General features: G+C 22.4%; 33 protein-coding genes. 23 read left to right on the top strand and 10 right to left on the bottom strand.

What is annotated here, in order from left to right:
* Positions 1–6 precede the first annotated feature (6 nt).
* The 5 genes from ACQH26_RS08030 to ACQH26_RS08010 all read left to right on the top strand — a co-directional run bounded on the left by ACQH26_RS08030 (position 7) and on the right by ACQH26_RS08010 (position 3,383).
* The gene (locus ACQH26_RS08030; RefSeq protein WP_425382201.1) at positions 7–1,128 is read left to right on the top strand and encodes a DnaJ C-terminal domain-containing protein; all 1,122 of its coding nucleotides are present in this window, start codon (positions 7–9) and stop codon (positions 1,126–1,128) included.
* A 628-nt stretch (positions 1,129–1,756) separates the two neighbouring features.
* Complete coding sequence (locus ACQH26_RS08025; protein ID WP_425381863.1) at positions 1,757–2,116, top strand: helix-turn-helix domain-containing protein; 360 nt, start codon at positions 1,757–1,759, stop codon at positions 2,114–2,116.
* Between the two features lie 40 nt (positions 2,117–2,156).
* On the top strand, positions 2,157–2,480 hold the full coding sequence (locus ACQH26_RS08020) for a transposase (RefSeq protein WP_425382200.1): 324 nt from the start codon (positions 2,157–2,159) through the stop codon (positions 2,478–2,480).
* A 56-nt stretch (positions 2,481–2,536) separates the two neighbouring features.
* Positions 2,537–2,884 carry a transposase family protein gene (locus tag ACQH26_RS08015; RefSeq protein WP_425381897.1) on the top strand — a complete coding sequence of 116 codons (348 nt, stop codon included), beginning with the start codon at positions 2,537–2,539 and terminating at the stop codon, positions 2,882–2,884.
* A 4-nt stretch (positions 2,885–2,888) separates the two neighbouring features.
* Positions 2,889–3,383 carry a transposase family protein gene (locus ACQH26_RS08010; protein WP_425381872.1) on the top strand — a complete coding sequence of 165 codons (495 nt, stop codon included), beginning with the start codon at positions 2,889–2,891 and terminating at the stop codon, positions 3,381–3,383.
* Here the strand turns inward: ACQH26_RS08010 and ACQH26_RS08005 are convergent.
* Together ACQH26_RS08005 and ACQH26_RS08000 are read right to left on the bottom strand one after the other, a co-directional pair.
* On the bottom strand, positions 3,373–3,642 hold the full coding sequence (locus tag ACQH26_RS08005) for a transposase (RefSeq protein ID WP_425382199.1): 270 nt from the start codon (positions 3,640–3,642) through the stop codon (positions 3,373–3,375). The genes ACQH26_RS08010 and ACQH26_RS08005 overlap by 11 nt on opposite strands.
* A gap of 40 nt (positions 3,643–3,682) precedes the next feature.
* Positions 3,683–4,042 carry a helix-turn-helix domain-containing protein gene (locus ACQH26_RS08000; protein ID WP_425381863.1) on the bottom strand — a complete coding sequence of 120 codons (360 nt, stop codon included), beginning with the start codon at positions 4,040–4,042 and terminating at the stop codon, positions 3,683–3,685.
* A gap of 145 nt (positions 4,043–4,187) precedes the next feature.
* Here ACQH26_RS08000 and ACQH26_RS07995 point away from each other — a divergent pair.
* Positions 4,188–4,977 (top strand): IS5 family transposase gene (locus tag ACQH26_RS07995; RefSeq protein WP_425382012.1). Its coding sequence is split into 2 segments (ribosomal slippage): positions 4,188–4,448 and positions 4,450–4,977, totalling 789 coding nucleotides; the frame shifts between segments, so codons are not numbered across the junction.
* Complete coding sequence (locus tag ACQH26_RS07990; RefSeq protein ID WP_425383106.1) at positions 4,962–5,213, top strand: transposase; 252 nt, start codon at positions 4,962–4,964, stop codon at positions 5,211–5,213. Before ACQH26_RS07995 ends, ACQH26_RS07990 begins: the two co-directional genes overlap by 16 nt.
* A 66-nt stretch (positions 5,214–5,279) precedes the next feature.
* Here ACQH26_RS07990 and ACQH26_RS07985 read toward each other — a convergent pair whose 3' ends face one another.
* On the bottom strand, positions 5,280–5,696 hold the full coding sequence (locus ACQH26_RS07985) for a transposase family protein (RefSeq protein WP_425382198.1): 417 nt from the start codon (positions 5,694–5,696) through the stop codon (positions 5,280–5,282).
* A gap of 134 nt (positions 5,697–5,830) precedes the next feature.
* Here ACQH26_RS07985 and ACQH26_RS07980 point away from each other — a divergent pair.
* A protein-coding gene (locus ACQH26_RS07980) for an IS5 family transposase (RefSeq protein ID WP_425382012.1) occupies positions 5,831–6,620 on the top strand; the annotation gives its coding sequence in 2 pieces (ribosomal slippage) (positions 5,831–6,091 and positions 6,093–6,620; 789 coding nt in all).
* Here ACQH26_RS07980 and ACQH26_RS07975 read toward each other — a convergent pair.
* The 4 genes from ACQH26_RS07975 to ACQH26_RS07960 form a co-directional block, all read right to left on the bottom strand.
* The gene (locus ACQH26_RS07975) at positions 6,592–6,954 is read right to left on the bottom strand and encodes an ankyrin repeat domain-containing protein (protein WP_425382197.1); all 363 of its coding nucleotides are present in this window, start codon (positions 6,952–6,954) and stop codon (positions 6,592–6,594) included. The genes ACQH26_RS07980 and ACQH26_RS07975 overlap by 29 nt on opposite strands.
* 161 nt (positions 6,955–7,115) lie before the next feature.
* Positions 7,116–8,204 carry an HAD-IC family P-type ATPase gene (locus ACQH26_RS07970; RefSeq protein ID WP_425383105.1) on the bottom strand — a complete coding sequence of 363 codons (1,089 nt, stop codon included), beginning with the start codon at positions 8,202–8,204 and terminating at the stop codon, positions 7,116–7,118.
* A gap of 323 nt (positions 8,205–8,527) precedes the next feature.
* Positions 8,528–8,875 (bottom strand): transposase family protein, encoded by a 348-nt coding sequence (locus ACQH26_RS07965; protein WP_425381897.1) that lies wholly within the window; start codon positions 8,873–8,875, stop codon positions 8,528–8,530.
* 64 nt (positions 8,876–8,939) lie between these two features.
* Positions 8,940–9,146 (bottom strand): hypothetical protein, encoded by a 207-nt coding sequence (locus ACQH26_RS07960; protein ID WP_425382196.1) that lies wholly within the window; start codon positions 9,144–9,146, stop codon positions 8,940–8,942.
* Between the two features lie 293 nt (positions 9,147–9,439).
* Between ACQH26_RS07960 and ACQH26_RS07955 the strand changes: the two genes are divergently transcribed.
* Both ACQH26_RS07955 and ACQH26_RS07950 read left to right on the top strand, forming a co-directional pair.
* Positions 9,440–9,799 carry a helix-turn-helix domain-containing protein gene (locus ACQH26_RS07955; protein WP_425381863.1) on the top strand — a complete coding sequence of 120 codons (360 nt, stop codon included), beginning with the start codon at positions 9,440–9,442 and terminating at the stop codon, positions 9,797–9,799.
* 40 nt (positions 9,800–9,839) lie between these two features.
* Positions 9,840–10,328 (top strand): IS630 family transposase, encoded by a 489-nt coding sequence (locus tag ACQH26_RS07950; protein ID WP_425382195.1) that lies wholly within the window; start codon positions 9,840–9,842, stop codon positions 10,326–10,328.
* A 450-nt stretch (positions 10,329–10,778) separates the two neighbouring features.
* Here ACQH26_RS07950 and ACQH26_RS07945 read toward each other — a convergent pair whose 3' ends face one another.
* A complete protein-coding gene (locus ACQH26_RS07945) occupies positions 10,779–11,954 on the bottom strand; it encodes an Mbov_0401 family ICE element transposase-like protein (RefSeq protein WP_425382194.1) in 1,176 nt (391 codons plus the stop codon).
* A 126-nt stretch (positions 11,955–12,080) separates the two neighbouring features.
* On the opposite strand from ACQH26_RS07945, the gene ACQH26_RS07940 reads away from it, so the two are divergent.
* From ACQH26_RS07940 to ACQH26_RS07880, 13 genes are all read left to right on the top strand, one after another.
* A complete protein-coding gene (locus ACQH26_RS07940) occupies positions 12,081–12,446 on the top strand; it encodes a hypothetical protein (RefSeq protein ID WP_425382193.1) in 366 nt (121 codons plus the stop codon).
* A gap of 148 nt (positions 12,447–12,594) precedes the next feature.
* A complete protein-coding gene (locus tag ACQH26_RS07935) occupies positions 12,595–13,137 on the top strand; it encodes a hypothetical protein (RefSeq protein ID WP_425382192.1) in 543 nt (180 codons plus the stop codon).
* Positions 13,138–13,151: 14 nt separating this feature from the next.
* The gene (locus ACQH26_RS07930) at positions 13,152–14,474 is read left to right on the top strand and encodes a hypothetical protein (RefSeq protein ID WP_425382191.1); all 1,323 of its coding nucleotides are present in this window, start codon (positions 13,152–13,154) and stop codon (positions 14,472–14,474) included.
* Between the two features lie 2 nt (positions 14,475–14,476).
* A complete protein-coding gene (locus ACQH26_RS07925; protein WP_425382190.1) occupies positions 14,477–14,770 on the top strand; it encodes a hypothetical protein in 294 nt (97 codons plus the stop codon).
* Entirely contained in the window at positions 14,733–15,572 is an 840-nt protein-coding gene (locus ACQH26_RS07920; protein WP_425382189.1) for a hypothetical protein, read from the top strand. Before ACQH26_RS07925 ends, ACQH26_RS07920 begins: the two co-directional genes overlap by 38 nt.
* Positions 15,572–16,483: a hypothetical protein gene (locus tag ACQH26_RS07915; protein ID WP_425382188.1), complete on the top strand. Its 912-nt coding sequence runs from the start codon at positions 15,572–15,574 to the stop codon at positions 16,481–16,483. Before ACQH26_RS07920 ends, ACQH26_RS07915 begins: the two co-directional genes overlap by 1 nt.
* Positions 16,484–16,491: 8 nt before the next feature.
* Positions 16,492–16,971, top strand: a complete 480-nt coding sequence (locus tag ACQH26_RS07910; RefSeq protein ID WP_425382187.1) for a hypothetical protein — start codon at positions 16,492–16,494, stop codon at positions 16,969–16,971.
* Positions 16,972–16,974: 3 nt separating this feature from the next.
* A complete protein-coding gene (locus ACQH26_RS07905) occupies positions 16,975–17,325 on the top strand; it encodes a hypothetical protein (protein ID WP_425382186.1) in 351 nt (116 codons plus the stop codon).
* Between the two features lie 43 nt (positions 17,326–17,368).
* Positions 17,369–18,793, top strand: a complete 1,425-nt coding sequence (locus ACQH26_RS07900; protein ID WP_425382185.1) for a hypothetical protein — start codon at positions 17,369–17,371, stop codon at positions 18,791–18,793.
* A gap of 4 nt (positions 18,794–18,797) precedes the next feature.
* Positions 18,798–20,258, top strand: coding sequence for a phage terminase large subunit (locus ACQH26_RS07895; protein ID WP_425382184.1), 1,461 nt, complete (start codon positions 18,798–18,800; stop codon positions 20,256–20,258).
* 11 nt (positions 20,259–20,269) lie between these two features.
* Entirely contained in the window at positions 20,270–21,631 is a 1,362-nt protein-coding gene (locus ACQH26_RS07890; RefSeq protein WP_425382183.1) for a hypothetical protein, read from the top strand.
* On the top strand, positions 21,561–24,542 hold the full coding sequence (locus tag ACQH26_RS07885) for a hypothetical protein (protein WP_425382182.1): 2,982 nt from the start codon (positions 21,561–21,563) through the stop codon (positions 24,540–24,542). Before ACQH26_RS07890 ends, ACQH26_RS07885 begins: the two co-directional genes overlap by 71 nt.
* Before the next feature lie 656 nt (positions 24,543–25,198).
* Positions 25,199–25,657, top strand: coding sequence for a hypothetical protein (locus ACQH26_RS07880; protein ID WP_425382181.1), 459 nt, complete (start codon positions 25,199–25,201; stop codon positions 25,655–25,657).
* 10 nt (positions 25,658–25,667) lie between these two features.
* On the opposite strand, the gene ACQH26_RS07875 is transcribed toward ACQH26_RS07880, so the two are convergent.
* Positions 25,668–25,859, bottom strand: coding sequence for a hypothetical protein (locus tag ACQH26_RS07875; RefSeq protein ID WP_425382180.1), 192 nt, complete (start codon positions 25,857–25,859; stop codon positions 25,668–25,670).
* Positions 25,859–26,086 (bottom strand): hypothetical protein, encoded by a 228-nt coding sequence (locus tag ACQH26_RS07870; protein ID WP_425382179.1) that lies wholly within the window; start codon positions 26,084–26,086, stop codon positions 25,859–25,861. The genes ACQH26_RS07875 and ACQH26_RS07870 overlap by 1 nt, the downstream gene beginning before the upstream one ends.
* Positions 26,087–26,108: the final 22 nt, after the last annotated feature.

Here is a 26,108-nt window from a genome sequence, read left to right as displayed (position 1 = left end):
GACAAAATGGCAAGTAAAAAACGTGATTATTATGAAATTCTAGGAGTTTCACGTAATGCTACTCCAGATGAAATTAAGAAAGCGTTTCGTACGCTTGCAAAAAAATATCATCCTGATTCACCAAGTGGTGGTGATGAAGCTCGATTTAAAGAAATAAGCGAAGCTTATCAAGTTTTATCTGATACTAATGAGAGAGCAAAATATGATCAATTTGGTCATGATATGCCTGGAGTTGGCAGTTCTTCTGGTTTCGGTGGTTTTGGTGGTTTCGGTGACTTTAGTTCAGCATTTGGTGACTTATTTGGTGACTTATTTGGTGGTAATAGAAGACAACAACAACGCTATAATGGTAAAACACCAGGTGATAATATCCTAACAAAAGTTGAAATTAGTTATCGCGATGTATTCTTTGGAAAAAAAATGACCATTAGTATTAACATTGATGTTGCTTGTAAGGATTGTAAAGAAACTGGTGCTAGAACTCCTAATGATATTAGTACATGTGATAAATGTAAAGGTAAAGGAGTTCTTGAATATGTTCAACAATCACCATTAGGTATGTTTAGACATCAAGGTGTTTGCAACCAATGTCAAGGACTTGGTAAAATTATTCGTCAAAAATGTTTAAAATGCAAAGGACATCGCTATTATATTGAAAATCAAAAATTAGAATTTGATATTCCTCGCAGTATTTTTGATGGTCAACAAATTAGAATTAAAGGTAAAGGTAAAATTGGTCATAATGGTGGCACTCAAGGCGATTTATTTGTTGGTATTAATATTAAGCGACACGCTTTCTTAGATCGTCAAGGTAGTGATATGTATATTAAATTACCAGTATCTTACTTAGATATTATTTTGGGAAATATTATTATGATTCCTACCTTTGAAGGAATAATTAAACATAAATTACCATTAGGACTACAATACGGTGACAAAATTACTTTAAAAAATCAAGGATTCTATTACCCTAATAGTAGTAAACGTGGTGATTTACATGTTATTCTTGATATACAAATGCCTAATAAAGTTACTAAAACAGAGCAAGAAAAATTATGAAATATTAATAACGAAACTAAATTTGATCCAAATGAAGATTTTATTAATAGTGCAATAAAAAGAATTTAATAAATTAATATATAAAAAATAAGAACATATGTTCTTATTTTTTATATATTAATTTTTTCACTTTATTAATTGGACCTTTTTTACCGATATAACACATTACACAACTAGTTTCATTTAAATATTTGTAATAATCTTCATTAGAGTGTAACCTTTGTCATTGTTTTACTTCTCATATTGGTATGTCGGTAATATTAAGGTAATATTAATTACTACAACATTAAAATACAACGGACTTAATAATCATAATAAGTGATATAAATTATTTATATCACTATTAATATTTTTAAATAATAAATCACAAATAAACAATGCTGTCATCATATATCAAAACCCAATTTCTGCTAAATAATTAGGGTGACGACAATCTTTTCATAAACCATAATTAATAAAAAATAAATCATGTTTTTTCTTTAAGGAAAATCTAAACTTTTGTCAATCTGCAATTGTCTCAATAACTAAAAATAAAATAGCAAGCATAATAAAAATAAGTAAGTAATTATTAAATGTATAGCTAACTAAAGTAATATTTACTCATAAATAATGTAAAATAATAATATGTAATTTAAACAGTTTTTGAATTTAAAAGTACAATTCAGCAATAATTAAAATAGATTAGGAAGATTAAATTATGCCAAAACCATACAGTGAAGACTTACGAAGAAAAGTAATAGAAGCTTATGAAAGTAAAAATATGAAAATTAAAGAAATTTGTAAAGTGTTCAATATCACTAGAAAGACTTTATTTTTATGAAGAAAAAGAAAAAAAGAAACTGGGCATATAAAACCAATTTTGAATTATCAAAAAGGACATAGCCACAAAATAAAGGATTTAGATGAATTAAAAAATTATTTAGCAGAAAATAAAGATGTTACAGTTCAAAAAGTAATTGATAAATTTGGAAATATGACTAAAGAAACAGTTTATAACTATTTTAAAAAACTAAATTATACATATAAAAAAAACTTTTCTATATGAACAAAGAGATAAAAATAAACAAGAAGATTTTTTAAAAGAAATAGCTAAAATAATGAATGAAGATTTAGTATATATTGATGAATCTGGAATTGATGATAATGAATTTTATAAATATGGTTGATCTGAAAAAGGTAAAAGATTATTTGATAATAAACCCGCATATAAAATAAAGAGAATGAGTATAATTGGTTCACTAAATAAAGGTAAATTAAAAGCCTTATGAGCATTTGAAGGACATTGCAATAGTAAAATTTTTGAATCATATGTTAAAAATAAACTAATTCCAGTATTAAAGCGTGGACAAATTATAGTTTTAGATAATGCAACGTTTCATAAATCTAAATTAACACAACAGACTTACTGCATAACTAGTTAACTTTTCATTTTTTTGTTATTATTAAAATAAAATTTGAATAGTTAAGGATAAATTTTATGACATATTTTGAATTAAAAGATAAACCGGATCAATATTTTCGTAAAATAGTTGGTATTAATAAACTAGTTTTTAATGAAATTTTAAATATTTTATTAGATCATCAAAATCTAAAAAATACCACTGGTGGAAGGCCATATAAAATGTCAATAGAAGATAGACTAGTAATGACTTTAAGATATTTATATGAAAATCGTACATATCATAGTATTGGTGCTGAGTATGATATGGTTGATACTACTGCTTTACGAAATATTCGTTCAATTGAAGACATTTTAATAAATAATAATAAGTTTAATAATTTAACAAATAAAAATATTTTTTTAAAAAGAAGAATTCAAAAATAAAATTTTGATAATTGATGTAACAGAAGTAGAAACAGAACGACCAAAATATAATCAAAAAGATTGATTTTCTGGCAAAAAATGAATGCATACTGTTAAGTTTCAAACCATAATTAATGCACATACTAATGAAATTTTAAATATTTTTCCTGATACTGGTAAAAATCATGATTTTAAAACTTTTAAAAATTCAAAGTTAGAATTTTTGTCAGAAACTGTAATTCTTGCAGATAAAGGTTATCAAGGTTTACAAAAAATTCATAGTAATACATTTTTACCCATTAAAACTAGTAAAAATAATCCTAAAACAAGTAAAATTAAAATTTTTAATAAGATTATTAATAAAACTCGCAGAAAAATTGAACATGTTTTTGCATTTTTAAAATGTTTTAAAATTATTGGTTATAAATTTAGAAAAGGTAGAAAACGAATATTTTTAAGATTTAATTTAATTGCAGGATTTTATAATTTATCATTAAAACTTAAAAACGTTATGCAGTAAGTCTAATTTGTCCACGCTTTAATACTGGAATTAGTTTATTTTTAACATATGATTCAAAAATTTTACTATTGCAATGTCCTTCAAATGCTCATAAGGCTTTTAATTTACCTTTATTTAGTGAACCAATTATACTCATTCTCTTTATTTTATATGCGGGTTTATTATTAAATAATCTTTTACCTTTTTCAGATCAACCATATTTATAAAATTCATTATCATCAATTCCAGATTCATCAATATATACTAAATCTTCATTCATTATTTTAGCTATTTCTTTTAAAAAATCTTCTTGTTTATTTTTATCTCTTTGTTCATATAGAAAAGTTTTTTTTATATGTATAATTTAGTTTTTTAAAATAGTTATAAACTGTTTCTTTAGTCATATTTCCAAATTTATCAATTACTTTTTGAACTGTAACATCTTTATTTTCTGCTAAATAATTTTTTAATTCATCTAAATCCTTTATTTTGTGGCTATGTCCTTTTTGATAATTCAAAATTGGTTTTATATGCCCAGTTTCTTTTTTTCTTTTTCTTCATAAAAATAAAGTCTTTCTAGTGATATTGAACACTTTACAAATTTCTTTAATTTTCATATTTTTACTTTCATAAGCTTCTATTACTTTTCTTCGTAAGTCTTCACTGTATGGTTTTGGCATAATTTAATCTTCCTAATCTATTTTAATTATTGCTGAATTGTACTTTTAAATTCAAAAACTGTTTAAATTACATATTATTATTTTACATTATTTATGAGTAAACATTACTTTAGTTAGCTATATTTTAAAATCAGAGGTATATATTATGCATAAAAATTATCCAAGTCATGTCACCAAAGAACAATTTGAGAACATAAAATCAATTTTAGAAAATAGCAAAAAGAAAACAAAACCAAGAAGTTTAGATTTATATGAAGTATTTTGTGCAATTTTATATGTATTAAAAAGTGGTTGTCAATGAAGAATGCTACCAAAAAATTTTCCAAAATGACAAACTGTATATTATTATTTTCAAATTTGAAGTAAAAATAACGGTAAAGAAGCTAGTGTATGGCAATTAATTTTAAAAAAAATTGGTTAAAAAAGTTCGTATCAACAATAATCGCAAAGAACAAACTAGTTTTTGTATAATTGATTCGCAAAGTGTTAAAAATACAGATACTACTGAAAATAAAGGTTATGATGCTGGTAAAAAGATTTCAGGAATAAAGCGTCATATTATTGTTGATTCTCAAGGTTTACCACATGCAATTTACATAACCACAGCAGAAAAAACAGATCGTAATAGCGCTATAATAATGATTGAAAATGAAAAAGAAAATCTTTCTGCAGTTCAAAAAATAATAGTAGATGCTGGTTATACTGGTGAAAAATTTGCTTCTGAAATCAAAACAATCATAAATGCAAATGTTGAAATTATAAAACGCAATGAACTACATACTTTTGTAGTATTACCAAAAAGATGAATTGTAGAACGAAGCTTTGCTTGATTAGAAAAATACAGAAGATTATGAAAAAATTGTGAAAGAAAACTAAATACTAGTTTACAAATGGTTGTTCTTTCCTTTATTTCAGTTTTATTAAAAAGATTCTAAACAGGTTCTTAGATAATGCAACGTTTCATAAATCTAAATTAACACAACAATTAATTGAAAATGCTGGATGCAAACTATTATTTCTTCCGCCATATTCTCCTAATTTAAATCCAATTGAACATTTTTGATTTGCTATAAAACATAATATAAGAAAAATATTACCAAATTATTGACCAAATATTAAAAAAGCGATTGATTTTGTTTTTCAAGATATAAGTAAACATTACTTTAGTTAGCTATATATAGTAATAAAACTAATAATATTTTTAATAAAACTTGTTAACGAACTATTATTAATAGACTTACTGCATAACGTTTTTAAGTTTTAATGATAAATTATAAAATCCTGCAATTAAATTAAATCTTAAAAATATTCGTTTTCTACCTTTTCTAAATTTATAACCAATAATTTTAAAACATTTTAAAAATGCAAAAACATGTTCAATTTTTCTGCGAGTTTTATTAATAATCTTATTAAAAATTTTAATTTTACTTGTTTTAGGATTATTTTTACTAGTTTTAATGGGTAAAAATGTATTACTATGAATTTTTTGTAAACCTTGATAACCTTTATCTGCAAGAATTACAGTTTCTGACAAAAATTCTAACTTTGAATTTTTAAAAGTTTTAAAATCATGATTTTTACCAGTATCAGGAAAAATATTTAAAATTTCATTAGTATGTGCATTAATTATGGTTTGAAACTTAACAGTATGCATTCATTTTTTGCCAGAAAATCAATCTTTTTGATTATATTTTGGTCGTTCTGTTTCTACTTCTGTTAGAACCTGTTTAGAATCTTTTCGAAAATAATGTAAAATGATTATATATTTTAAAATCAGAGGTATATATTATGCATAAAAATTATCCAAGTCATGTCACCAAAGAACAATTTGAGAACATAAAATCAATTTTAGAAAATAGCAAAAAGAAAACAAAACCAAGAAGTTTAGATTTATATGAAGTATTTTGTGCAATTTTATATGTATTAAAAAGTGGTTGTCAATGAAGAATGCTACCAAAAAATTTTCCAAAATGACAAACTGTATATTATTATTTTCAAATTTGAAGTAAAAATAACGGTAAAGAAGCTAGTGTATGGCAATTAATTTTAAAAAAAATTGGTTAAAAAAGTTCGTATCAACAATAATCGCAAAGAACAAACTAGTTTTTGTATAATTGATTCGCAAAGTGTTAAAAATACAGATACTACTGAAAATAAAGGTTATGATGCTGGTAAAAAGATTTCAGGAATAAAGCGTCATATTATTGTTGATTCTCAAGGTTTACCACATGCAATTTACATAACCACAGCAGAAAAAACAGATCGTAATAGCGCTATAATAATGATTGAAAATGAAAAAGAAAATCTTTCTGCAGTTCAAAAAATAATAGTAGATGCTGGTTATACTGGTGAAAAATTTGCTTCTGAAATCAAAACAATCATAAATGCAAATGTTGAAATTATAAAACGCAATGAACTACATACTTTTGTAGTATTACCAAAAAGATGAATTGTAGAACGAAGCTTTGCTTGATTAGAAAAATACAGAAGATTATGAAAAAATTGTGAAAGAAAACTAAATACTAGTTTACAAATGGTTGTTCTTTCCTTTATTTCAGTTTTATTAAAAAGATTCTAAACAGGTTCTTACTATTTGTTGCTAATAAAGCGTTAACTACTTCTGTGTATCCCTTTTTAGCAGCCATTCTTAAAGCATCATCACCAAAATCATTTATATGGTTAATATTAGCGTTATTTTTTAATAAAATTTGAACAATTTTTAAATTACCATGTTCAGCAGCTATTGTTAATGGACTATTATGATGTTCATCTACATAATTAACATCAGCGTTATTTTTTAGTAAAGTTTGGGTCAATTCTAAATCATCATGTTTAGCGCCTTTAATTAATTTTTCATTTTTATTAATATTTATAGTTGTATTTAATTTAGATATTTCTTTTAAATTAGACATTTTTTTCTCCTATCAAATTAAAAAACCTATTTATTTTAAAACTAAAATAAATAGGTTAAAAACTTATATTAAGTTTGAAAAAATTATATCATAAGATTTATTTCTATAGTAAATATAGATAATTGCTATTTACAATTGCAAACGTTAATATTAATTAGCCGTTATAATCATTTTTTAAATACTTTAATGTATCCCATTTTTATTAATTGACTTAGCACACAATAAGTCATGATTATTCCTAAAACAATTGGAATATAGACTGGTGGTGGTCCTACCATATTCATTTGATGACCAATGTAAGTATAAGGTAAACTTAATCCAATGGTACAAATAACAATTGCCATTATATTCACTGGTCAAGTACCACGACTTTGAATAAAAGGAATTTTTTCAGTTCTAAACATTTGTACTATTAATGTTTGTGTTAATAAACCTTCAATAAATCATCCTGAGTTGAACATATTAATATTTTCTGCAGAAGGATTAGCAAAGACACCAAATCCAAATCCAAAAATTGCAAAAGTAGAGATATCAAAAATGCTACTTATAGGTCCATTAATAAAAGCAAATGGTAACATTCCTTTTGGATTTCAGCGTTGTGGTTTTAATAAAAATGATGGATCAACACGATCAAAGGCAATTGTAAATTGTGAAATATCATATAATAAATTTTGAAATAATAATTGTACTGGTGACATTGGTGCAAAAGCAAATCATGCTGATGCTACTAGCACACTAAAGACATTACCAAAGTTAGAAGCAATCGTAATTTTAATATATTTTAAAATATTACCAAAAATGCGACGACCTTCAATAATCCCTTTTTCTAAAACTAATAATGATTTTTCTAATAAAATGATATCTGATGCTTCTTTTGCAATATCAGTAGCATTATCAACAGAAATTCCAACATCAGCATTTCTTAATACTAAAGCATCATTAATACCATCACCCATGAAACCAACAACGTGATCATTACTTTTTAAAGTTTGAATAATCTTTGCCTTTTGTAATGGGTTTAGTTTAACAAAAATATTATTATTTTCAACAATTCTTTTTAATTCATATTCAGTTAGGCCAGTTAATTGTTCACCAGAAATTAATCCTTTAATTTCTAGATTAACACGATTACAAATTGCTCTTGTTACTAATTCATTATCACCAGTTAATATTTTAAGATCAACACCATGTGTTTTTAGCAATTTGATCATTTTTGTTGCTGTAGGTTTTGGTGTATCAAGAAAAGTTATAAAACCAAGAAAAATTAAATTTTTTTCGTTTGTTTCATTATATTTATTATTAGTAAGATTTGTATCTTCATATGAGACACCTAAGAACCTGTTTAGAATCTTTTTAATAGAATTTAACTAAAACAAGAAATAATCATTTATAAATAGGTACTTAACCAATAATTTATTTTCTTTTTCATTTTTTTGTTAAAAAGATTTTATCATTTGAAAACTTATCGACTAAAAATCTATTTTTTATTATAAAATAACCATTATAATATAAATTTTATTAAAAATTAATCAAAAAAGATCCTAAACAGGTTCTTACATCAATTATCAAAATTTTATTTTTGAATTCTTCTTTTTAAAAAAATATTTTTATTTGTTAAATTATTAAACTTATTATTATTTATTAAAATGTCTTCAATTGAACGAATATTTCGTAAAGCAGTAGTATCAACCATATCATACTCAGCACCAATACTATGATATGTACGATTTTCATATAAATATCTTAAAGTCATTACTAGTCTATCTTCTATTGACATTTTATATGGCCTTCCACCAGTGGTATTTTTTAGATTTTGATGATCTAATAAAATATTTAAAATTTCATTAAAAACTAGTTTATTAATACCAACTATTTTACGAAAATATTGATCCGGTTTATCTTTTAATTCAAAATATGTCATAAAATTTATCCTTAACTATTCAAATTTTATTTTAATAATAACAAAAAAATGAAAAGTTAACTAGTTATGCAGTAAGTCTAATAACTAAATTATTTAATTGTCAATAATTATTAATATGTGTATTATATTTTTTAACTAATATACTTTTAATATGCAGTTGCAAATTACGAAAATAGGCATCTTCAAAACTTTTTTGACTTAAAATTATTTGTTGCTGCAAATCTAATTTGGTAACTAGTTCTTTTTTTACTAATGGTTTTTTTCATAACATTATTATAAAATTAATTAATACTGTTATAAAACCATTTAATAAATTTACTAATCAAATCATAAAATGAATCTTAATCAAAACTATGCTAACAATAACACTAGTAATAAAATTAATAATTATCTCTAAACTATTATGACAAAACATAGTTGATATATTATTAATATCTTGATATATAGCTAACTAAAGTAATATTTACTCATAAATAATGTAAAATAATAATATGTAATTTAAACAGTTTTTGAATTTAAAAGTACAATTCAGCAATAATTAAAATAGATTAGGAAGATTAAATTATGCCAAAACCATACAGTGAAGACTTACGAAGAAAAGTAATAGAAGCTTATGAAAGTAAAAATATGAAAATTAAAGAAATTTGTAAAGTGTTCAATATCACTAGAAAGACTTTATTTTTATGAAGAAAAAGAAAAAAAGAAACTGGGCATATAAAACCAATTTTGAATTATCAAAAAGGACATAGCCACAAAATAAAGGATTTAGATGAATTAAAAAATTATTTAGCAGAAAATAAAGATGTTACAGTTCAAAAAGTAATTGATAAATTTGGAAATATGACTAAAGAAACAGTTTATAACTATTTTAAAAAACTAAATTATACATATAAAAAAAACTTTTCTATATGAACAAAGAGATAAAAATAAACAAGAAGATTTTTTAAAAGAAATAGCTAAAATAATGAATGAAGATTTAGTATATATTGATGAATCTGGAATTGATGATAATGAATTTTATAAATATGGTTGATCTGAAAAAGGTAAAAGATTATTTGATAATAAACCCGCATATAAAATAAAGAGAATGAGTATAATTGGTTCACTAAATAAAGGTAAATTAAAAGCCTTATGAGCATTTGAAGGACATTGCAATAGTAAAATTTTTGAATCATATGTTAAAAATAAACTAATTCCAGTATTAAAGCGTGGACAAATTATAGTTTTAGATAATGCAACGTTTCATAAATCTAAATTAACACAACAATTAATTGAAAATGTTGGATGCAAACTATTATTTCTTCTGCCATATTCTCCTAATTTAAATCCAATTGAACATTTTTGATTTGCTATAAAACATAATATAAGAAAAATATTACCAAATTATTGACCAAATATTAAAAAAGCTATTGATTTTGTTTTTGAAGATATGAGTAAACATTACTTTAGTTAGCTATATATTTTTTTTAACATTTTATTTTTCCTTTTTTATTTGGATATTTAATTTAATAAAAATCCTAATATAGAAAAATAGCTATATTAGGTATATACATTTATTAAATTAAAATAATTATATCTAAAAATATGAAATAATACTATTTATTTTTTATTATTGCTTTTCTTCATAATTATGGACAAATCTTATTGAGATTTTTAATTTAATTTTTTTGAAATAAACTTATATGTTTATTAAATTTTCTAGTTCTGTTATAATTAAACTATATTAATTGGCCGTTTAAAAAATGCGTATAAAGTATATTTTTTTGAGAGAAAAATATCTTTAATTGTTGATATAATTATATCATATTATATTTAATAAATAAAGTATTTTAGTGTTTTATTTTATTATGTAAAACTAAAAATTCCTAACTATTTAGGTTTAGATTTATTTAATTTTATAACATTAACAAATAACAATATTTTGATTATTAATATGAGCAACTCTTGTATTTAACATATTTACAAATGTTTTATAATTATATGATTTTGCACCATAACCTTTTAATGATTTAACTAAATGTGAAACAGTACTTTCAGCATGACAACCAATATTTCAATCTTTACCTTGATTAATAATTCCTTGTTCATTATTATAAAAATAATTAAATGTTTGTTTATTAACATTAGGTTTTAAAATATTAATTAATTCATTATAATTACCATTTTTAAAATTAAATGATGTATCAAAATAATTAGGTCAATTTGTATCTGCTTTTTTCTTACCTTTTACATTAATAAATGATTTTCATAAATAACTAATACCATGAAAACAATCTAATACATATTTTCCACCAAATCATTTTGCCATTGCTCTAATTCATAATGCACCATCACCACCAATAATTAAATGATTATTTTGTCAAAATATATCAGTAAAATGATTAATTTTAATATCATAATGATTAATAGTAGTTGCATATATAAAATCATATACTTTATCTTGAGTTATATTATCACTTAGTTTAAAAATCATATATGCTCATGTTTTATTTTGTAATTGATTTCTATTTTTATAAATATTAATTTTATGAGTATAAAGACTGAAAATTCTAATACAATATTTTTCTATTATTCCTTGTTCATTTGCTAAATATTCAAAACAATCATCCATATCAATATGTAAATAATCTTTAACTTCATATTTATTTATTGGTAATTGAATTTCAATTTTTGTATTTTTTATTATATTACTATAAGTTTCATTTGAAATACCACAATATGGTAACATATCTTTAATATCACATTGTCTTTTACCTTTATGTATTTGTTTAATTATAAATAATGTTAAATTATTAGTACAATTTTTATATTTTGGAATTCCAATTGCTTGTTTTACAGGGCATATATTTTCATTAGTCTCTAAATTTTTATATATTCGTAATGGAAGATAAGATTTTCCAAAAGTATTAAATAATACTTTTTGTCTTCTTTGTATTAATTTAAATTTAGTTTTATCATATTTATTTTTATATCAATAATAATCATAATCTAATACATCTTTATCATAATCTTCTAACTTTTTATTTGCATGTTGTATATCAAAAGTATCATAATCATATTTATCATTTTTTCAAGGCATGATATTAGTTGTTCCTTTCTAAATACATGACTTTGAGTATAACAATTATTAATTGTTCAGTGTTGTAAAATGATTTGGTTAAAATGTTATAATTAGTATATAAATATTTAAATATAGGTGATAAATATGCCAGCAAAAAGAAAAGAATTAGGAAATTATGATGTTACGATTAGTAATTATTTAAGAACTAAAAATAAAACATTAACTCCGCAAGGATTAAATAATGCACTTGGAATTGATAGAAAATTTATATTTGATTGCCGACGCAGAAGCAGTCCATGACAACGTAATTTTTTAAAAAGTTATGATAAAGCACGTAGTATTATTTCAACTCATATGTTAGAAAAAGCATTAGTAAAACCAGAGTTAATTTATACACATTGATTAAAATCTCATCCATATGAATTTGATATTAATGAAGATGAAAATAACACACAAAGCAATATAATTATTAATATTTCTGAACCTAGAAAAATAGAAAATAATGATTAGAAACCTATAATAAATATAGGTTTTTTTCTTTATTTTAAAGGAGAAAAATGATATAATTTAATAAAGTGAATATGTTAAATAACATATATAAAAGTGACCTATTAACCAAGTGAATTATTAAAATTTAATAACAAGGGAGATTAAAAGTATGAGTGATTTTACTTTTGATGAAAAAGAGAATTATAGTTTAGATGATGTTAAAGATTTACTAAAACAACATAGAAATGTAGTATATGCTGAAAGTAAAAAAGATATTGAACCTAAATTAACTAAATTAACTGAATATGAAACAAAAATAAAAGAATATGAAAATAAAATTAATAGTTTTGAAGAGCAACAATTATTTTCAAATATTAAAGATACTAAAAAAGTAAATTTAATTAAAAATTTAATGAGTACTGATAATTATAAATCTTTATCTAAACAAGAAGCATTTAATAAAATAAATGAAGATTATAAAGATTTTTTAATTGATAAATCAGAACCTATTAAACAAGAAAATAAACAACAAGATAATTCAATTAATCCTACTGATTTAATTTTACAATTACATAATAATTCATTAGACCATTTTAAAATTGCTCAAGATTTAAAAAATAAAGCAATAACACAAGGAATGACTAATCAAAAAGAATTAGAAGATTTAGTTGAAATTACTAGAAATGAAGCTTTTCAATCTATTGGTAAATAGAAAGAAGTTTTATTATGGGAGCTATAAAAATACCTGAAGCATTTTTTATTAAAGGTAATAATCCTACAGAAAATGCTATTTTAAGTGTACTTGAAGCACAAGTACGTGGTGAATTAACAAGTGAAAAGTCAACCATGTTTATGCGTGGAACTTGCAGTGCTGCTCAAATTGGTGAAATGGCTGGTGTTGGTATTGCTATTTTTAGAGCAACTGTTCGTGTATTATGAGGTTCAACATGAGATGTAAAAAGTGGAACTAAAAGACAAATTGGTGATGTTTATACAACTAAATTAGAAATTAATAAATATTTAACAATTGATTTTGAAATTCCAGAATTTGATATTGAAAGATTTATGAAAGCACCAAAAGATATTGCAGTACAAATTGTTTCAAATTGAACAGCTTCATTTATGAGAAATTTAGGTGAAAACTTAGAATTAATATTTTTAAATGGTATTCAAGATTATGCTATTGCTAAATCATTAGTATTACCATTAGATTTAATTAATATGAATGCAGAACAAGCAAAAGAAGCTTATTATAAAATTTGAGCAAGAAATAATAAATTAATTAAATTAGTAAATTATATTACTGTAGGAACTAATAGAGAAGATTTAATGGGAGCAACTGGAATTGATAGTAATTTAGGATTATCAAAAGCATTTACTGTTTTAAATTATAGTCAAATTTCAGCAGATACATTAGCATATGGTAGAAGATATACAAGTTTAATTGCTGGTATGGAATTTTGAGAAAGTTTTTATTTAGAACAAGAATTTAAACATGATACTGAAAAAGCCATGCATTTAGAAAATGATTATAATTTATCAAATACACATGGTTTTGTAGTTAATAGATATATGTGAGGTATGCCTATTTCATTTACTAAAATAAGACAAAAATTAGATAATGATACAGATAATATTAAAATTATTGGTAAATGTTTATTTGCATTACCAAGTGCTATTAGACCTAATTTAATGTATTTAATTAGACCAACTATGCCTACAGTTGAAGAAATAAAAGAAGCAAGAGCAAAAGATTTTTTAACTAATCCTAAAAATAAAAATGCAACTTATCAATCAACTTTATATGATGATATTAATAAATTAAATTTAGAAGATGTTATTTATTATAGAAATTTAGGAAAAATAACTATGGCTGGTGCAACTCCAACAAATGATGAATTAGAAACTGCAATAATAAATGCTGGTAATGTTGGTTATGAAAAAGGTAAATCAGTAGACTTTAGTAATATTACATCAATAAATGCTATTATGACTGGTGATAATAAAGATTATTATGGAACAGTAAAATTAGAATTTACTAAAAAATAATTATGGAATATATTTATAAATATTTTGATGAAAAAGCACATATTATTATTTATTCACCTAAACCAGAAGATTTAACTACTAGTAATGACATTAGAGCAATATTATTAGATGAATATCCTAAATTAAGAAATGATTATTTTATAGTAAGTGATGTACATGATAATTTTGCAATATGTGTTGGTAATAATATAAATTGTCAAGGAACAGTTAGAATTCAAATTAAAAAAACTAATCAATTATTAAAAGGAGAAAATAAATATGCCACAACAACATGCTGAGACTACACAATTGAGTAACTATACTTTAACTAAATTAATTAGAACTGGAATAAGTCCTATTTGTGCAATGATTGGTACAAGTGCTTATTATGGTCAAGTAATTGCAAATCCAGTATTAGGTTCAATTAATAGTTTATTATTTGGTAAAAAATTAGGTTTAGATATTTGAAATTTAAATCAAAGACCAAATACTAAAACTAAATTAATTAATAGTTCTAAAAAAATATTACTTGGTTTAGGAACAATTGGTTTAGCAAATTATAGCAAGTTTATTAACTCTTCCATTAATCCTAATCCAACAGAAAATCCAATAACAACTACTACTGTTGACCCATTTCCACCAGATTTATTATTAAGTAATACTAATACTACTGATAATCATTTAATGGATTGAGATACATATATTAGTTTAAATGCTTATGGTATTTCAAATCTTATCAGCGGATTAACAGAATTAATACCTAATAGATTTGAAAATATAAGAAAGATTTGTAATATGGCTACTGGTGGTTGTTTAATATCAAGTGGTGTTGCTATGGGTATTAATAATGATTTTAATAATGCTTATGCAATACCTACCATAATTGCTGGTGCAAGTGAAATAATTCATAATTTACTACCATTAGAAACTACACATCATAATCAAGAAATGGAAGAAACTTCATTTACAAATGAAACTACAAGATTAATTAATGATAATAGATTTACAATTAATAGTGAAACATCAAGTCAATATTATGGTAGTGATAATATGACCGAAGTACCATTAAATTATGATAATGCTTCATTAACTTGAGATTATAACCATATGAGTTTATAATGAACCCTTTAATTATTGAATGAATATATTATGCATTAGCAACTAATGATATTAAATTAGCATTAATAAATGCTTTAAGAACTTATTATAAAAATCAATCATTAAAAGCAGTATTTGAAAATGAAAATATTAGTGAAAAAGAAATACATCAACCATATAGTGTTTTTAATCCAAATATACTTAAAAAATTAGCAAGTATATTAAAACCAAATGAATTATCTATATTGCAAAATGAAATTAATAAATTTAAAAATCCAATAAATAGTTTTAAAAATTCTATTATGCCAACAGAAATTAGAACAGTTAAAAATTATGTCAATAAATTTGATAATTTATTTAAAGAAAATGAAGAAGAAATACCAAATAATGCATGAGAAGTATTATCAAGTTCATGATTTAAAAGAGCAAGATTTACTGTTGATAATAAAAATTTAAAAGTTGGAACATTAACTGCATTATTTCAAAGTGATAATGATAAAAGACAAATATGATATGGTCCATATACTTATCCAACATTTCCACAAGAAATATGAATATTAATGATACAAGCTAAAGGTAAAAATGGTTCTGGTGCTGGAACAATATTTTGAAAATTTTGAAATAGAAAATGATTACCAAGTCAATTAAGAAAATATGTTAAAAGTGAATTAGCAAAAAAAGGTAAATATTATGGTTCACAAGATACTAGTGTAATTTATCCAAATAATATTAATGTACAAAAAACTATGCATTTTATTAATAAATTAGAAAAAGGTTTTTTTAAATTAAAAGAATATAAAACTTTATCTAAAAATGAAATAGGAAGTAATCAATGAAGATATGAAAGAAAACAATTATTAAAAAATTCTTTACATACAAGAAAATATATAAAAATTAAACAAAATTCTAATTTTTATAAAAAATGAAAGTAGGTGGTTAAATGGAAATACAAAAACCTGAGTGAAAAACTACTTATTTAATTCCTTTTACTCGTGGTAGAAGAGATTATATTAAAGATAGAAAAAAATATGATTTTAGTTTATTAAATGATATTGAAAAATTAAGAAAAAAACAATTAGATTCAATAAATTTATTATCATTTATATTAATATCTTTAATAATTACATTATGGAGTACATTACCACAAACAATAATATTACCTAAATATTTAGAATTTACTAAATTAGGTATGAAAAATGTAGATTGAAAATATAATTGAGGTAATGCAATATGATTAACAGTCATACCTAGTATTGGTGGATTTGGATTACATCATATACCAAATAAAGCACCACCAAGAATAAAATTTATATTAAATTTAATAATTAAAATAATACCAATTTTAATATTAATTATTATTTTATATTTACCAAAAATAGAAAAAGAAATAAGAAAATTAAAAAAAGAAAAGGTGGAATAAAAAATGAATTTATCAAAAGAATTAATAACAGCAGTATTAAGTGGAGCAATAACTAGCGGAGTTATAGTTACTATTGTTTTATTATTAATATCAAAATTTATTAAAAAATCAAAACAAAGTAAAATATCAAAAGAATTAAAAAGAGATAAAGAAATTCAATTTATTATTGAAAATATTAAACAAATAAATTCTCAATTACAATTAGAAACTACATCAATTGCAAAATTACTTGATAGTTTTAATAATGATGAAGAAAAAGATGAAGTATTTAAAAATAAAATTATTAGTCAAAGAGCTTCTAGAAAAGAATTATCGGAAAAAGATAAGAAAAAAGCAACTAAAGTTGGAATTTAAAGGGTTTAAATACCCTTTATTTTACATTAAGGAGTAAATTATTATGGCTATTAAAGACCCATTAATGTTTATAACAATTGAAGAATTTAAAAATTGAAATGGTTTTAATAAATTAGAATTTGATGATACTACAACACCAGATAATGAAATTTGATTTGCTATTTCAGTTGCAAGTAATAATATTGATTATTTAAGTGGACATTCTATTTCAAAAAAATGACCAGAAACTACATTAACAGAATTTACTGATGAAATACAAACCGCAACTGCATATTATGTTAGATTTTTATTAACAAAAGATAGTAATTATATTCGTGGTCAATCAAGTATTAGTCAAGGTGGAATGACTTATAGTGAAAATAATCCTACTGACCCTTATTTTATTGTTCCAGAAGTATTTAATTGTTTAAGAAAAATTAAAGAATATCCAAATATTACTGGATTTAATTTAGATGTTTTACCTAAAAGAAATGATTTTTTTAGTAATTTTTATAGTAATTGTGGAGAAGATAGTCCTTTAACAAGATATTTAGAATGACTTAATTTAAAAACAAATGATCCAAGAGTTAAAATATATCCAAAATATCCTAAAAATATTATTGGAACTGAAGTATGAATTGATACTACTGATATAAAATCATTTGATAATTTAACAACACTTGAATTATTTAATAAATATTTTAGTAATGATAGTTTACAGTTAGTTGATGGTAAAGAAAGTCAACAAGAAAAAGTTATTAGTATTAGTGATGAAATAGGTAAATTAATTGAAAGTAAACAACCATTATTAACACCAAATAATGCTGGAAATAATATTACTATTACTGGTAATGGAGAAAATATTAAAATTAGCGCTATTGGTGGTAGTGGTGAATCATTATGAGAAACAGACCCTAATAGTCCAACTATAATACAACCTAAAGAAAAAAGAATTATTACTTCTAATAATAAAAGAATTATTTATATAGCAGACCCAGAACAACCACAAGATGGAGTTAATTTAAGAACTTTAGATAAAAAATTAAAAGAAACAGAATCAAAATTTCCTATTGCATTTCAAATAAATGCTGTTAGTCAAGAAATTTCTAATTTAGAAACTACTGATAAAACTATTGCCGGTGCTATTAATGAAATTAATAAAAATCAACCACAACCAATTCCAAGTATTCCGCAATGAAAAGAAGTAGGAACAAAAGTTAATATAAATCATATTAGACATACTTTTAAATCAAATACTAAATATAAAATTTATTATAATTTTGAAAGTCAATCAAGTAATAAGAAATTTGCTTTTATGTCTAAAGAATTTTTATACGGTGAGTTGAATACTGAGGTTCAAACATTATATTGAGATAAAGTTAATGAAAGAATAATAATTTCTTTACAAATGCAAAATGATACCATTGCTATTGTTAGTGACCCTACAAGATATGGACAACTTTTAAAATTAGAAGAATTACAGGAATAATATTATGAATAAAGAATTTACTTATTTACATGAAATTAGTTATTGATTATTAAATAAAAGTGATTTTACTCATAGTGAATATAATTTAAGTGGTAGTAGATATTCAAGTAAAACATATAGTATTGCAGAAGAATTAGCAATATTAATAGCAATTTCAATTAAAGTTAATAAATCAATTGCTATATATTGTTTTAGAAAATTAAATAAAGATATTAATGAATTAACTAAAGAAATTGATGAAGCTTTAATTAATATTGGTTTTGATTATAAAGATTTTAATTTAAAATATCCAAATAAACAAGCAGATTTTCGTTTTAAAGGTAGTAAATCATTTATTAGAGTTATGGGTGTATATAGTAATTCAAATGATAGAATACCTTTAAAAGGGCTTTCTAGAAGTGAAATAAAAGGTTTTGATTTAGCAATTGAATGATGTGAAGAAGCAAATGAATTTAGTCAAGCAGAATTTCAAGCAATTACTTTTGCATTAGGTAATGCTAAAAAAACTATTAAAATAAGAAGTTGTAATCCAGATAATATTTATCAATATTTTATTGAATATATGAATAAAAGAGTACCTTTTAATTTAGATTTAATGAAAGAAAATAATGAACAAATTAAATCAATAGAAGATAACAAAATGTTTAAATTATTTCATTATTCAAATTGAAAATTAAATGAACATAATTTAAAACAAGATAAAATTAATGATTTAGAAGAATTAAAAGAATTAGACCCTATTAAAGCACAAAGTTGATATTATGGTGTACCTAGTGTTTTAACTGGTTCTATATTTGCAAGATATTTAGATAAACTTAAAACTGAATTAGATTTTAATGTTAATGAAATAGTTGGTGGTTTAGATTTAGGTTTTGCTACAAGTTCACAAGCTCATCCTACTGTAGCTGTTTTATGTTTTATTGGTGAAAATGAAAAAACTAGAAGAATACATCAAGAAAGTGAATTTTATCATAGTAATGCTATTATGAAATTTAAAGATACTTATGAATTAGCAAATAATATTATTGATTATTATTTAGATGAAAGTATTAAATTTCAAGCGATGAAATTTGGATTTACTTGTTATGTTGATTATGGTAGTGGTGGATTAGCAGTTATTGATATTTTAAAAAAAGAAGTAGAAAAAAGAAAAATAAATTGATTATATTTTACTCCAGTAGATAAAACTACAATGTATTTAAGAGATAGAATTGATTGAGATACTATTTGTATGATTAAAGGTATATTAAGTATTAATTGAAAAAAATGTCCTAATACACATGAAGAATTATCAAAAATGCAATGATTAGCAAAATCTAAATTAGAAAATTCAAATAATGAACCACAAATGCTTGATTTATATGATAATTGTTGAGATGCAAGAATGTATGCTTCAATGCATAAAATGAAATGATTAATTAATAATATTGATAATGAATTATTAATTAATAAAAATAAATTTTAGGAGTGATAAAAATGAATAATCCATTAGAATATCTTTCTTGTAATAGAAGAGAATGATATAGTGATATTCCTATGAGAATTGCTCAAAAATCAACTAAATTATGATTAGGTAAAGGTTTATTATTTGATAGTGAAAAAGAAAATATTTTAAAATATTTTACTAATAAAATTATTAGTGATAAATGATTTGAAAAATTATATAAATTTGGAATACAAGAAAGTTTACTTGGAAAAGTATATATAATGCCAATTATTTATAAAGATAATAGTACAAGTTTAAAAGTATTACCTAATTCATTTGCTGGTAGAGTTGCTAAATATAATGAAGAAGAACAATGTGCAGAATTCTTTTTTATTAATGAACAATCAGATAGTGCAACTTTAACTTGAGTAATTGCTGAAAATGGAAAAATAAGATTTGAAACTTATAAAAATGATGATAAAAATCAAAAAGAAATTATTTTAGGAACAGCACATACAAAATTAAAACCTAATTTAATACCAAAATATAGTTATGAAATTAAAAATCCTTGAAATTATTTACCAATATTAGAAATAACAAATTTACCAATGGTTAATTTTTATGGTAATTCAACAACTTTAAATGCTTATCCAGATACTTATCCAGTTTGAAATTTAATTGAATATTATCATAAATCATATACTCAAAGAAATGTTGATAGAGAATTAAATGTTACTACTTTATTTGGTGCATTTGATAATGAAACTGTTAAAAATATGATTGAACATGGAAAAATAATTGATAATCCTAAAAAAAATATTGTAGTTAATGTTGGTACTGCTGGCTATAATAAATCTGGTGCTGGTGGTATGGAAGTTATTCAAGGTGATTTTAAAGCAAGTAATTATATTTTAGATAAAGATGATTTAGCAAAAGATATATGAAATGGTGCTGGTTATGATTATAGTGAATTTAGTGGTGTAAATTATGAAAATAAAACTAAATCATTATTTAATAATAAAAATGATATGGAAACTACAGAAACTAAAATAAGTCATTATTCATATTATTTTTATAGATTTTTTGATATGTTATTAATTCATGAAAATTTATGAAATGGTAATGGTGATAGACCTTATTCATTTAAATTTTTACCTATTGCTATGACTGACCAATTATTAAAACAAGAAATGATTAGTCAAAGATTAGTAGATAGAACAATGTCATATACACAAGCTATTGCTGAATTAGATGAAGTAACAAAACAACAAGCAAAAAAACATTATAAAGAAATAATTGATGAAGATAAACAATCAATAAAATTGTTAGGAGAAAATGAAAATGATACATCAACAAATTCAATTAATGAAACATCTACACATTCAATTAAAAAGACAACAATTGCTAATTAAAAGATGTAGTTATTGAAAAATATTTCCATTTATTATTAATAATGGTGCAATTCCTTTAACTGAAACTGGTTATAAACCAATTAATAGTAAAATTAGTGATTTTGGTCAATATGAATTAATATTAACTGGTACTACTCCAGTTGTATGTATTTGAAAAAAAAGTACAAAAATATATCAAAAAAATAAAGGTAAAATTGACCCTATAACTCATAAATCTAGTGGTCAAGATGAATTTTATACAAAACAATATAAAATAGGTGATTATTGAAATGCTTATTTAATTGATGATACAAGTGGTGTTGATTTTAGTAATTTACCGAATAATCAAATATTTAAAACAGTACAAACTAAAAGACAATATACTTTAGTAATGTTTGAAGAACATATTACAATTGATGATTATTTACAATTTTTTGTTGTATTTAATGATGAAAATGAAAATATAGGTGGTAATAGTGGTAAAAATCAAGATAGACAATTATTATATATTTCAAATGTAACAAATTATTATAGTCCTTATAATGGTGCATTTAGTATGCAAGTTTTAACTTTTAGTAGTTTAAATGATAGAGTAGTTTCTAGTGGTCAAAATACACTTAATTTTGTACAATATGCAAGCACGGGTAGTGGTTATGCTTTTCCTACTATTCAACAAGGAAAAGTAACATTAAATCGTACTTTAATGCGTGATATTGGAGTTAGATATTCTCATAGACAAAGTTATGGATTAGAATTATTAACAAGTTGTTATTATTATGGAAGACCAATAATTCAAGGTCAAGAACCTATACAACAAAATAATGAAGAAATATTTGAAAGTAAGGTATTTGCTTCAAGAAGATTATTTATTGCTGGTAATAATGAAAAATCTACAACTGATATTAAAAATAATGGTGGGTTACTTGCAGGAATAAATGATAAAATAACTACAAGTAGTCATCCTGAAACTACATTTTATAATATAATGGATGCAAAACCTACTGGATTTACTCATTATGATACATGACAAAAATTTTTAGAAGCAAGAAGATTTGATATGTTAGCACAAAAAGATTTTCAAGGAATATTAACATGTAATAAAGAAAAAGCAAGATTAAGTAATGGTGAAGATATTGGTAAAGCAAAATTCTTTTGAGATAGTGAATGAAATATAAATAATTTACAAGGTGAATATAATGTTGATATGAGTAGTAATTTTAAATATAAAGATCCAGATACTGGATTAGTTATAGGAAGTCCAACTGTTGATTATAAAAAAATATCACAAAAATATATGTCAGCAATATTAAATTTTAATAGTGTAGTATTTAGTTCATTAATTCAAATGCCTTATGATAGTGTACAATGATTACCATTTGCTTTAAGTTCAATTCCATTAGTAGGTAAATTATTAAATGCTTTAACATTAGGTATTCCAGTAGGATTTATTATTACTCAAAATTCTCAACAATATAAAAATATGCCATTTTTTAATGGTTTTATGTCTGCTTTTTTTACAAGTAATTTAAGTGCAATTATTGGAGATAATAATAATGATTGATTTATACCTTTAAATGTATTTAGTAATTCAAGTGAATTTGCATTAGGTAAAATGTTAGGTTCACATGTTTCAACAACTGCTATGACAATGAAATTAAGTGATAGGGTATCAGTATATCCATGAGACCCTACTACTGGTAAGAAGTTAACTGTAAAAGAACAAATATCAACTGTTGATTTATCACAAAAGAAAAATAATAAAGTTTATATATTAGCAGAAGATACTGAATTTTTAGATATTGCTTCACCATTTACAAATGAAGATACTGAATGTCAATGAAATCCAACAAGTAATGGAGTTATTGATGGTTCAAATTATGCTTATATTATTGATACAATTGTTACACAAAGTTTACATCAAGGTGAAGAAAGACATACATTTTATAGTGATAATCCTTTTACTTATCAAGGTGATTATAATGAAATATCAGTTGCTCAATTTAGATATAATAATATGGGTTATTTGACTGGTAATGCTTTTAATTGAACTACTTTATATAAATTAAATCATGATGAATATAAAGAAAGTGAAGAAACTACATTTAGTTATCCAGCCAAAATATTACCACCAAGTCCACAAAATATAGCAAAAACATTGTTATTTATTCCCAATAATCCTACTTATAGTGCAGATTTACCAATAAAAAATTTATTTGTTATAAATGAAAATAACCAATTAATTTATAATGAAGACGAATGAATTAATAATGTTGGTTTGAAAATTCAACCATTAGAAATTAATTTAGACATTAAATCTAAGTTAGACCCTACATTATTAATTAATAGTTTCGAAGATTTACAAAGATACTATAAATCTATTGATTTATATATCTCATGAGATTATAAAACTAATGAATATAAGGGAGGAAAAGCAAATTTTTTAAACACAAAAGAAGAATTTATTTTAAAAAATCATACACAAATGTATACTTTTAATTTAAAAGATTTAAGATATTATAAAGATAATAAATATTTAGAAATTAAAAGTAATAATGTAATACACCCATATCAAGCTGGGAATTATATGGAATATTATGCATTAGCTACAATTAATAAAAAAGTCAATAATATTAATCAATTATATAATTTATTTGATAATACCGGTATTACATCTGTAACAGCAAGTAATGAACCAAATCCAACCATTCATAAATATAATATTAGTGATATTACTACAACATATTTAGGGTTTCAAAATTTAGATAATAGCAGATTAAATTTTAAAGTGCAAATATTTCCAATTTATTTATATGCTACTTTTCATGAATATTTTAATGAACAATTATCACCAGAATACAAAGAACAATGAATAATAAGACAAGTAGAAAATTATAAATTAACAATTTCAAAAATTGTATTAAATTCAAGATAAAAAAATATTATTTTATGATATAATTCGCTAATAAGGAGTTGTTAACTAATATGAAAAATATTTTTTGTTATCTTAAAAGAAAAAAAAACAATATAATTTATTATGAAATTGATAATCATAGTAAGATTAAATTTAATAAAAAAAATAAAAAGTGAATAAAAATTATTTGAAAAAACGGACTAATACATAAAAAATGTAATATTCTCTTAAAAGAGATAGATTTTAATTTAATAAATAAACCAGATGAAAAATTAGGTTATTTTTTTCTTAAAAGTAAAAAAATTAAACAACATTGAACAAGAATAAAATTACAAAATGATAATTTATTATTTGAAGTAGACCCTAAATTTGATATAACTCCTTTATTTCCGTGATTAACTAAAAAATTTACTGTAAATTATAATAATTTTTTTAGTGTAATAAATAAAATAAAAAACATAACTAATCAAAATAATATTTCCCCGCAATCTTAAATATTAATGTATAATATATTGAACTTACCTGTAGGGTTTGGTAAGTTACATATATAAATTTATTTCATTTTATATTTTCATAATTAGGTTGGCACCTAATTAAAAAGTTACCAATTAAGGTAACTTTTTTTTAATATTTTGTTATTATTAAACTAAATTAATAATAAAATAAAGGAATTAAATATGTCATCAATTATTGATAAATCATTTAAACCAACATTACAATGAAATAATAATTTTAAAAAATTAAAAAAATTATCAAAAAAAATTGCTAAATTAAAATATAAATATCATGAAAATAAAATTAAATTAATAAATTGTAGTTTTTGTTGAAATAATATTGAACCTGTTTTAAAAGAAATACTATCTAATATGGATAAATTTCGAAATAAAAAAAGTACTCATATTAATGATATGATTAGTTATAAAATAAAAAATGATATGAATTTTATAAATAAAAAAAATCAATATGATGAAATAATTATTAAATTAAAAAATCAAGAAGAAGATTTAATGAAAGGATTAATTGCGAATACATGTAGTTTTAAACACAAAATAGTTCAAAAAAAATTAAAAAAATGAAATTTTTTAATAAATGAATATCAAAAAATAGTTAATAAAACTAATATAAATTTAAAATAAAAAATGCCTTTTATAAAGCATTTTTCAATTTAATTAATTCTACTTCTAAATCTGTATTTTCTTTTTCTTGCATAACACCATAATGATATTTTTTATCAATTATTTCTTTTAGTATTTTTATTGAACTATTATCTTTTAAATTATTATCTAAAATATTAACTAAATCTTCCAAAGTAATAGCAATTAGTATTTTATTTTCCATTATTTATGTTCTTCTTTATTATGTTTTATAGAAATATTACATATTAAATCTTCTTGTATTTTAAACATTCTTAAAATAGTATTTATAATTTCATAATCAATTTTATTAATATAATTATTATTTTTTAAATTATTTATAATTTTAATTCCATCATTATATAAATTTTCAATATCATTTTTATATTTTGTAATATTATTAATATTTATAATTTTTTCTTTAGTTTTCATTATTTACTCCTTTAATTATCAA

The organism is Spiroplasma endosymbiont of Melieria omissa, assembly GCF_964031175.1.
Lineage (GTDB): Bacteria > Bacillota_I > Bacilli_A > Mycoplasmatales > VBWQ01 > Spiroplasma_E > Spiroplasma_E ixodetis_A.
Note: the sequence above shows the minus strand (reverse complement) of the source record. Positions and strands in the feature narration are given on the sequence as shown.